This window comes from Anaeromusa sp. (assembly GCF_028691475.1).
Classification (GTDB): Bacteria; Bacillota; Negativicutes; order Anaeromusales; family Anaeromusaceae; genus Anaeromusa.
The window spans coordinates 6,976-15,547 of the sequence record NZ_JAQUZF010000062.1 but is presented as its reverse complement, the minus strand read 5'-3'; the positions used below and the strand labels follow the sequence as shown (position 1 = coordinate 15,547).

Annotated in this window: 8 protein-coding genes; 5 read left to right on the top strand and 3 right to left on the bottom strand. The window is 50.6% G+C overall.

The features are described 5' to 3' along the window. The coding region (locus tag PHF27_RS09125; RefSeq protein WP_300068853.1) for a methyl-accepting chemotaxis protein at nt 1–1,877 on the top strand (1,877 nt) is incomplete at its 5' end. A 475-nt stretch (nt 1,878–2,352) separates the two neighbouring features. Here the strand turns inward: PHF27_RS09125 and rbr are convergent. From rbr to PHF27_RS09110, 3 genes are all read right to left on the bottom strand, one after another. Beyond that, nucleotides 2,353–2,892 carry a rubrerythrin gene (rbr, locus tag PHF27_RS09120; protein ID WP_300068850.1) on the bottom strand — a complete coding sequence of 180 codons (540 nt, stop codon included), beginning with the start codon at nt 2,890–2,892 and terminating at the stop codon, nt 2,353–2,355. 64 nt (nt 2,893–2,956) lie between these two features. After that, nucleotides 2,957–3,403 (bottom strand): desulfoferrodoxin family protein, encoded by a 447-nt coding sequence (locus PHF27_RS09115; RefSeq protein WP_300068848.1) that lies wholly within the window; start codon nt 3,401–3,403, stop codon nt 2,957–2,959. 171 nt (nt 3,404–3,574) lie between these two features. Further along, nucleotides 3,575–4,552 (bottom strand): YeiH family protein, encoded by a 978-nt coding sequence (locus tag PHF27_RS09110; RefSeq protein ID WP_300068846.1) that lies wholly within the window; start codon nt 4,550–4,552, stop codon nt 3,575–3,577. 107 nt (nt 4,553–4,659) lie between these two features. Between PHF27_RS09110 and PHF27_RS09105 the strand changes: the two genes are divergently transcribed. From PHF27_RS09105 to PHF27_RS09090, 4 genes are all read left to right on the top strand, one after another. Continuing rightward, complete coding sequence (locus PHF27_RS09105) at nt 4,660–5,628, top strand: LysR family transcriptional regulator (RefSeq protein WP_300068843.1); 969 nt, start codon at nt 4,660–4,662, stop codon at nt 5,626–5,628. 126 nt (nt 5,629–5,754) lie between these two features. Further along, nucleotides 5,755–6,708, top strand: a complete 954-nt coding sequence (locus tag PHF27_RS09100; protein ID WP_300068840.1) for an FAD-dependent oxidoreductase — start codon at nt 5,755–5,757, stop codon at nt 6,706–6,708. A 146-nt stretch (nt 6,709–6,854) separates the two neighbouring features. After that, entirely contained in the window at nt 6,855–7,091 is a 237-nt protein-coding gene (locus PHF27_RS09095) for a glutaredoxin domain-containing protein (RefSeq protein WP_300068837.1), read from the top strand. Between the two features lie 173 nt (nt 7,092–7,264). Next, nucleotides 7,265–8,257, top strand: coding sequence for a DUF3089 domain-containing protein (locus PHF27_RS09090; RefSeq protein WP_300068834.1), 993 nt, complete (start codon nt 7,265–7,267; stop codon nt 8,255–8,257). Nucleotides 8,258–8,572 lie beyond the last annotated feature (315 nt).

Here is an 8,572-nt window from a genome sequence, read left to right as displayed (position 1 = left end):
CGGAAGAACTGTTGGTCGATCAGTCTACAAGCTATGCCAAAGAAGTCGGCTTGTGGTTGAACGCCAGCGAGCAGGAGGTTTCCCTACTCGCCACTATGCCCAGCATTGTTAATGGCGAAACCGATGCTGCTCTGTCTTTCTTACGGGAAGAAGCCAAGCGCAATCCAAACTTTTTGCGTTTCTGGCTGGTCGATACCCAAGGAAGGGCTATTCATTCTACCGGCGACCGTACGAACATTGCCGACCGCGCTTATTTCAAGCAAGTCATGAGCACCGGCAAGTCCCTGATTACGGATCCTATCATTTCCAAAGTCGAAGGAAAAACCGTTATCTCCATCGTCGCGCCCATCAAGAAAAATGGTCAAATCACCGGCGTTATCGGCGGCACTCTGACCGTTGATACACTAATGAAACGCCTTGGAGAAATTCGTTTTGCCCAAAGCGGCTTTGCTTTTATGATCCAAAAAGACGGCCTTTTGATCAGCCATCCTGATAAAGAAAAAGTCATGAAGCAAAATCTTCTGAAAGACGAAACCATCCCTGCCTCTATAAAAGCGCTTGGTGAAAAAATGACCCGCGGCGAAGAAGGCTTAGGCCAATATAGTACTTCCAGCGGCGCTCATTACCTGGCGTATGCTCCTATAGCCGGCACGAACTGGAGTCTGGCTCTGGAAGTTCCGAAAGAAGAAGTAACTGCCAAACTATCAGCCTTTACCTTTATCTCCATCGGCCTTAGCCTAATCATTCTAGTGCTCACCTGCGCAGCGGGAGCCCTTGCCGCCAGACGGCTCATTCACCCCATTACTCGCCTCAACGAGCAGGTAGAGCAGATGGCCCAAGGCGATTTGACGATCGCCGCCAAAAGCCAGGCTTCTGTGCGCTCTGATTCAGCCGATGAATTACAACTCTTAAGTGCCAATTTTGCTTCTATGGCGGAAAACATGCGTCACTTGGTACAACGAGTCGCTCAGTCTTCAGAACAGTTAGCCGCTTCCTCCCAGCAATTGACGGCCAGCACTGACCAGTCCGCACAAGCCGTCAACCAAGTAGCCGAGTCAATCAGCCTAGTCGCAGGCAGCGCCGACGCACAACAACATAGCATGCAAGACGCTCTGCATACCGTAGAAGAAACGTCCCTGCACATCAACAATTTGGCAAAAAACAGCTCGCAAATTGTCGCTACGGTAACCAACACTTCTACAGCCGCCGCTAGCGGGGATGCCTCTATTGCTGCCGCCACAGAGCAAATGGCAGCTATTTCTCAATCTGTCAGCCGCTCAGCGCAAGTTGTAACTACCCTAGGGGCTCGTTCTCAAGAAATCGGTCAGATCATCGACACCATCTCCGGCATCGCCAGCCAGACCAATCTATTGGCTCTAAATGCCGCCATCGAAGCGGCTCGGGCGGGCGAACAAGGCCGAGGCTTCGCCGTTGTCGCCGAGGAAGTGCGCAAGCTGGCGGAACAATCCCAAGAAGCCGCCAAGAAAATCGCCCAATTGATCGGCGAAATTCAAAGTGAAACCGCAACAGCCGTAGCCGCGATGGATGCAGGCACCAAAGAAGTAGAGCAAGGAAATCAGGTCGTCGCTACAGCTGGCGACTCCTTCCGAGAAATTTCTTCCTTCATTAGCTCCATTTCCGAACAGGTTACCGCTATGTCCGAAGCGTTTAGCGCCATTACCAAAGGAAATGAAGCTATGGTCTCTTCCATTCGTACCATTGATGAACACAGCCGTAAAACCAGCGAGCAAACGCAGACCGTCTCCGCCGCCACAGAAGAACAATCCGCCTCGATGGAGGAAATCGCCTCTTCCAGCCAAGCCTTGTCCTGCATGGCGGAAGAACTCCGTGAAACAGTGGCGAAGTTTAAAATTTGACCAACCACAAATGTGCGGTCCTTTAGGGGAACGTCACACAGAGTAACAGAGAAAAGCCAGAGGTAACAGAGAAATAAAATTTGGCAAGCCGCGCGGAAATCTTGTCTCAAATACAAGCATACCGCAGTTTAGACAGAAGCTCCTAACCTTTGAAAACCCCTTTCGCGTTTTTCGCGGTTCGTTATCCAAATAACCCCGCCATTTCTCCTATCTCAGCCTCTCAAAACTTATAAATTTTAGCATATCAAAAAGGAGAGCTTGCCATTGATAGCAAGCTCTCCTTTTTACTTTTCCTTAAACTCTTATCTTTTTAAGGAGCCGCTGATTTAATGAACGCTCCGCTTAAGTAAGAGATTTTTTTGTCAGATGCGAAAGAAAACGCAGGCATAGCGGCGCTATGCCGAGGCTTTCTGACAAAGGCTGACGGAAAAAGATCTACTTAGGCGTGAGATGTGAATAAATCTGCGGCTCCTTTTTAGTAGTTCGTCGCGAGAATTTGGAAATGCGCCTGGGGATGATCGCAAACAGGGCAAAGCGTGGGCGCTTTGGTTCCTACGTGAATATGGCCGCAGTTAGCGCATTGCCAGCGCTGCTCTTCGGGACGCGCAAAAACGGTTTCGTCCTTCAAGTTAGCCAACAGCTTGCGATAACGCTCTTCGTGTTCTTTTTCGATTTCACCCACTGCTTCAAAAAGATAAGCAATTTTCTCAAAACCTTCTTCTTTGGCAGTTTTGGCAAAAGAAGCGTACATATCAGTCCACTCGTAGTTTTCGCCCTCTGCAGCATCTAGTAAATTCTCGGCGGTTTTCGGCATACCGTCATGAAGCAGCTTAAACCAGATTTTGGCGTGCTCTTTCTCATTGTTCGCGGTTTCTTCAAAAAGAGCGGCAATTTGATTCAACCCTTCTTTTTTAGCCGCCGCTGCATAGTAAGTATACTTATTGCGAGCTTGGCTCTCGCCGGCAAACGCTGCCTGCAAATTTGCTTCTGTCTTCGTTCCTTTTAAATTGCTCATAATTTAAATACCCTCCTGTTATTTTATGTTTAGTAATTAGCATATCACTTTTCTTCAGAAAGAGTCAACGTTGAAGCAGTGTTTTCCATAGACCATGTAAATTACAGTAGGCATAAAGGGCAACCTCTCCGGCTCCCTTCACATTGAAGACTGCCTCCGGGCTTTGTTCCGGCTCCAGTTCCACCCGTTGCACCTGACCGTCGGCCACGGCCCAAATCCAGCGAATCCAATGCTCCGACGTCATCGGGTGAGCTGCTTCTCCCACCTTGACCTCTACTTGACCTGTTGCGAGCCACTCGGCCACAGGCAGATGCTTTTCCTGGGAAGCCTCCACTGTATTAGGTTCCAGCTTGATCATCTTCTTGCCGCAACACTCCAACCCGGCGGCCACTTCCACACAGGTGGCGGCAAACGCTTCGCCGCTGCAAATCAGGTCCGGGCTTCCCGGGTTCACAACCTCCACAATATAACCGCAATCCGGGCATTGGTACAAAACCACTGACTCATTCATGTTGATGTTCTCCTTGAAAGAATAGTAATTATCTACAAGTATTTTATCAACATTATTGTCACCTGTCTACTCACTTATCAATATTTTTGAGCAAAAGCCCGTGATAACTTACAACCCAATATCATATCCGCACGGTCATGGGAGCTGGCATATGAATAAATTAGCAGTTCCCTACCACAAACCAATCATATGCTGACAAAGAAGCGACACTACCGCAACCGCCGCCCAGCAGGCCAAACCGAGCAAAATAGGAGCTAAGCCGTTTTTAAGCAGTTCTCTAAGGCGCGTATTCAGGCCAATGGCCGCCATGGCTACGGCGATACAGAATTTACCCGCCTGCCCCAGAAAATGCGCCGCTGTTTCTCCCAAAATACCGCTGGTGCTAACAACAGAAGCGGCCAGGAAACCCAAAACAAAAAGCGGGAAAATGCGACCTAAGGAAAACCCTTCTCCTGCTTGCCTGGATTTTTTTGCCTGATATAAACCAAGCGCTAAGGTAATTGGGATAATCATCAGCGTTCGCGTCAGCTTAACGATTGTAGCGTAGCTGCCCGCAGCGTCGCTGTAGGAATAGCCTGCCGCCACCACGGAGGAGGTATCGTTAATGGCGGTGCCGGCCCACATGCCAAAGCCTGCATCTCCCAAACCCAACAGATGTCCTAAAAAAGGAAACAGAAATACCGCGACAATATTGAAAAGAAAAATCGTCGAAATCGAATAGGTTACATCCTGAGTCTTAGCGCCAATCACCGGGGCTGTTGCGGCAATAGCCGAACCGCCGCAAATCGCAGTGCCCACGCCGATAAGAATGGTCGTATCTCCCGGCAAACGCAGCCAGCGTCCTACCAGCCAAGCCGTCAAAAAGGCCGCGCTCAAGGTCGCCACAATAATCACCAGCGACTGCCCGCCCACCTGTAAGACATAATGCAGATTCATTTCAAAGCCCAACAAGACTATCGACAGTTGCAGCACTTTCTTGCCGGTAAAACGCAGTCCAGATTCCACACTCTCGGGACGCTTCCAACCAGCCAGCAAGATCCCCAGTAAAATCGCAAAAACAGGACCTCCTACCAACGGAACCGCCTGTCCTAAAAGCCACGCCGGCACTGCCAAAAGCAGCGCCAACATAATTCCCGGCATTTGTTTCATAGTTCTTCGCTCCTTTCGTATCCAAATCCAGCATACCCCTTGTCGTCTCATATGTAAAATACTATAATTTTATATAATCAATAACAATTTACCTATGGAGGTGTAGGATGACATTTCGGCATTTGACCATCTTCTTGCAGGTCTGCGACAGCGGCAGCATGACCGCCGCCGCCAAAGCGCTTTTCGTAGCGCAGCCCTCGGTCAGCCAGGCCATTGGCGAATTGGAAAGCCATTACCAAGTTAAGCTTTTTGAACGTTTAGGACGCCGTCTGTATCTTACCGAACCAGGCAAGCGTCTCCTCACCTATGCCCGTCACATTGTCAATCTCAACCAGGAAGCCGCAGCCGCTATGCGCGAAGTCAGCGAGCATGGCATTTTGCGACTGGGCGCCAGCGTCACCGTTGGCACCTACTTGCTGGGCCCCTTGCTGCACCGTCTGAGCGCTGTCAAAGCGGATATTGAAGTCACTTCTTACGTCAACAATACCAGCGTCATTGAAAACGATCTTTTAGAAGACCGTCTGGATCTGGGCGTAGTCGAAGGAAAAATACAGTCTCCCTGGCTGGTAACGCAAAACTTCCAAGAAGACGAGATGGTGCTTGTCTGCGCACCGCAGCATCCCTGGGCGAAAGAAAAAAGCATCCGCGCCGCCCAGCTTGAAGGAGCTCCCTTTATTGTCCGCGAAGCCGGCAGCGGCACCCGCGAACTTTTTGAAGCCGTCATGACCAGCGCCGATCTGAACTGGAAGCTGGCCGGGTGCTACAACAACGCCGAAACTATCAAAGCCACCGTGGCCGCCGGTCTCGGGCATACCGTCATCTCCCGCCTGGCGGTAGCCAAAGAAGCCGCCCGGGGCGAACTGGCCATCGTCCCCGTAGAAGGCTTATCCTTTGTGCGCACCTTCAAGATTGTGTATCACAAAAACAAGTACCTCTCTCCGGCTATGCAATTCTTTATTGATTTGGTTCTGCGCACCCCTGCAGCGCAGCTTCTGCCGCCGCAGCCTTCTCAGGCCGCCGCTGGCGCAAGCAAAAGCAATCCCCCTCCGGCTAAAGATATTCCCATCTGGCTGTAAGAAAAATAAGGCCCTCCGCTTCTCAACGGATAATTGCGGCAACCAAAAAGCCTTTCTTGACTTCTCGATTTCCTCAACCTACAATTTAATTAACATAGAGTACTTTACACTGAGGAGGCTGCCGTCATGTCCAAGCCCCATAAGTCGTTGGACCTGCTCATTATCGGCGCCGGCATCGCCGGCCTGACTGCCGGTCTATATGCAGCTCGCATGAAGCTTGACACGTTGATCTTGGAAGATGCTCTGGTAGGCGGACAAATTCGCGACGCCTATATCGTGGAAAACTACCCTGGCCTACCCAAAGTCAAAGGCAGCGACTTGGTTAAAACGCTGGAACAGCAAGCCCTAGAAGCAGGCGCTGTTTTAGATGAATTCGACCAAGTCCTCAGCGCGAAGCTGACCGCCGCTGAAAAAATCGTAGAAACACACAGCGCCGTATACCAGCCGCAAGCGGTTATTCTTGCCGGCGGCATGGAGCGCCGCCAACTTCCCATTGTCGAAGAAAAACGCTTTCGCAGCCACGGCATTCATTACTGCGAGCTTTGTGACGGTCACCTGTATGAAGGAAAAACTGTCGCCGTCGTCGGCGGCGGCAATGCGGCAGCCGGGGCCCTAAAGGTTTTAAGCAAATACGCCAAAAAACTATACCTGATCCATCGTTCACCGCAAATGACAGCGGAACCTACGGAACAACAAGCAGCGCTAGACTTGCCTAATACAGAATTTCTTTTCCAAACCCAAATTCTCTCCGCCGCCGGCGAAACAGAGCTGCAAAGGGTTGTCGTGGAAAATGTCCATACTAAGGAGCAGCGAACACTGGACTTGGACGGTATTTTCGTCAATATTGGCGTCATTCCCAGAACCAGCCTGTACAGCCAAGATATTACCCTGCACGCCAGCGGCCACATTATCGCAGGGGAAAGCTGCGAAACCAATGTTCCCGGTGTCTTCGCCGCTGGCGATATCCGGACTAAACCCATCCGGCAGCTGACAACCGCCGCTGCCGATGGTACCGTAGCGGCTCTTTTAGCAGAACGGTATCTAACCAAGCAGAAGGACACGAAAATTAAACAGGAGTAAAGGGAGTAGATGGAGGGATCGCAGAGGGTCACGACGGCAATGATTGTATTTGAGACTTTTATTGGACCAAGACGGTCCGCAGGACGAAAAAACGGGCTAAGGCGGATCACAATTATATAAAATCTATATATGAGGGGGTCTTTACCATGATTAAAGTCTATTCCATTCCCGACTGTCCCTGGTGCCAAAAGGTCAAAAAGTACCTTGAACTGCGGCAAGTTAAATTTCAAGAAGTCAACATTGAAAGCGATCTAGAAGGCCGCAAGGAACTGCTGGCGCTGACCAAACAATTGAGCGTCCCGGTTACCAGCATCAACGGCCGCCTGATTGTCGGCTTTGAACGCGAAGAACTTGACGAAGCCCTGGCAACGGTTGCAAAGTAACCGCCTGACTTATTACATTTATTTCTCTGTTCCCCTCTGCTTACTCTGTTACTCTGAGTTCCGTCCAATATCTCCTTAAACCACAAAAGCCTGTTTCCGCCTAAAGGAAACAGGCTTTTCTATGTAGAAACAGAGTAGCAACTTTATATTTTACACAGAAAGAAGGAACCTGCATGCGATTATATCCACGAATTTTATTGCCGTTCTTCTTTTGCCTGCTCGTCTTTAGCAGCGCCCACGGCGCTCCCCTAAACTATGCCTCCTCCGGCAACTGGGCCTTTCAAGGAGAACCGGCAAAATCAGGACACGCGGTAGATGTCTTTTTCGTCTGCCCCACTGCCTACATGGGCAGCGCCGAACAGCATAACATGCCTGTAGACGACCCGCAGGCCCGCCAATTCTTTCTTGGCGCCACCCTCATGGAAAAAGGCATTTACGATCAAGAATGTAATTTTTACGCCCCCTACTACCGCCAAGCTTCTTTATCCATGTACAAGCTGCCGCGCCAGCAAAGCAGTCCTTATTTCTCTCTCGCCTATGAAGATGTCAAGGCGGCCTTCACCTATTACCTGAGGGAATACAACCAAGGACGCCCGGTGATTCTTGCCGGGTTCAGCCAGGGAGGCGACATGGTGCTGCGCCTGATTAAAGACGTATACCGCGATCCGGCATTACAGCAAAAATTGGTCGCCGCCTATGCCATCGGCTGGCCGGTCACTCCGACAGAAGCCATGCAGTATCCCCAGTTAAAAATGGCGCAACATGCCGCAGATACAGGCGTCGTTATTTCCTTCAATACCGAAGCTCCAGAGGTAACCTCTTCCTTGCTGGTGCCGGAAAAAACATTGAGCATCAACCCGTTGAACTGGAAAACCACCAGCGAGCCTGCCGACAAATCGCTGAATCTCGGGGCCGTCTTTGTCAACTACCACGGCGAAATCACCAAAGAAGTTCCGCAGCTTACCGGCGCCTACTTGGATCCGACGCGAGGCTCTTTGAAGGTTACCGACATTGACAGCGCCGACTACCCTCCTATGCTGGATCTCTTCCAACCAGGAGTCTACCATGTGTATGACTACCTCTTCTTTTATCGCAACCTGCAGCAAAACGTCGCTGACCGTATCAAAGCCTACGAAGCTAAGCACGGGCTGAAGCAAGCGTCGTAGAGAATGAGAAGGCACGAAACGCAGGGATTGAACAAGAGAACCTGAGTCGCGTGAGGGTGCGCAGGAGAAAAACATGGTACGGGATTTTGAACAGGAATAAATGTAGGGCAGCGGCGACGACGATCATTGTATTGGAGACTTTTATTGGAGCAAGACGGTCCGCAGGACGCAAAAGAGGGCTACGGCGGAGCACAGTTTCGCCTGTTTGAGCGCAACGAGTTAAGAAACTGCCGCCTTCGCCCGCTTTTGCGAGACGCGCGCAAATCTTGTCTCCAATACAATGACGCTGCCAACAAAGGCGATTCTCGCTTAGAG

Excerpts from the sequence above, each read along its gene's own strand:
- PHF27_RS09110 (WP_300068846.1), bottom strand. The coding sequence starts at position 4,552 with ATGAAACAAATGCCGGGAATTATGTTGGCGCTGCTTTTGGCAGTGCCG.
- PHF27_RS09105 (WP_300068843.1), top strand. The coding sequence starts at position 4,660 with ATGACATTTCGGCATTTGACCATCTTCTTGCAGGTCTGCGACAGCGGC.
- PHF27_RS09115 (WP_300068848.1), bottom strand. The coding sequence starts at position 3,403 with ATGAATGAGTCAGTGGTTTTGTACCAATGCCCGGATTGCGGTTATATT.
- rbr (WP_300068850.1), bottom strand. The coding sequence starts at position 2,892 with ATGAGCAATTTAAAAGGAACGAAGACAGAAGCAAATTTGCAGGCAGCG.
- PHF27_RS09095 (WP_300068837.1), top strand. The coding sequence starts at position 6,855 with ATGATTAAAGTCTATTCCATTCCCGACTGTCCCTGGTGCCAAAAGGTC.
- PHF27_RS09100 (WP_300068840.1), top strand. The coding sequence starts at position 5,755 with ATGTCCAAGCCCCATAAGTCGTTGGACCTGCTCATTATCGGCGCCGGC.
- PHF27_RS09090 (WP_300068834.1), top strand. The coding sequence starts at position 7,265 with ATGCGATTATATCCACGAATTTTATTGCCGTTCTTCTTTTGCCTGCTC.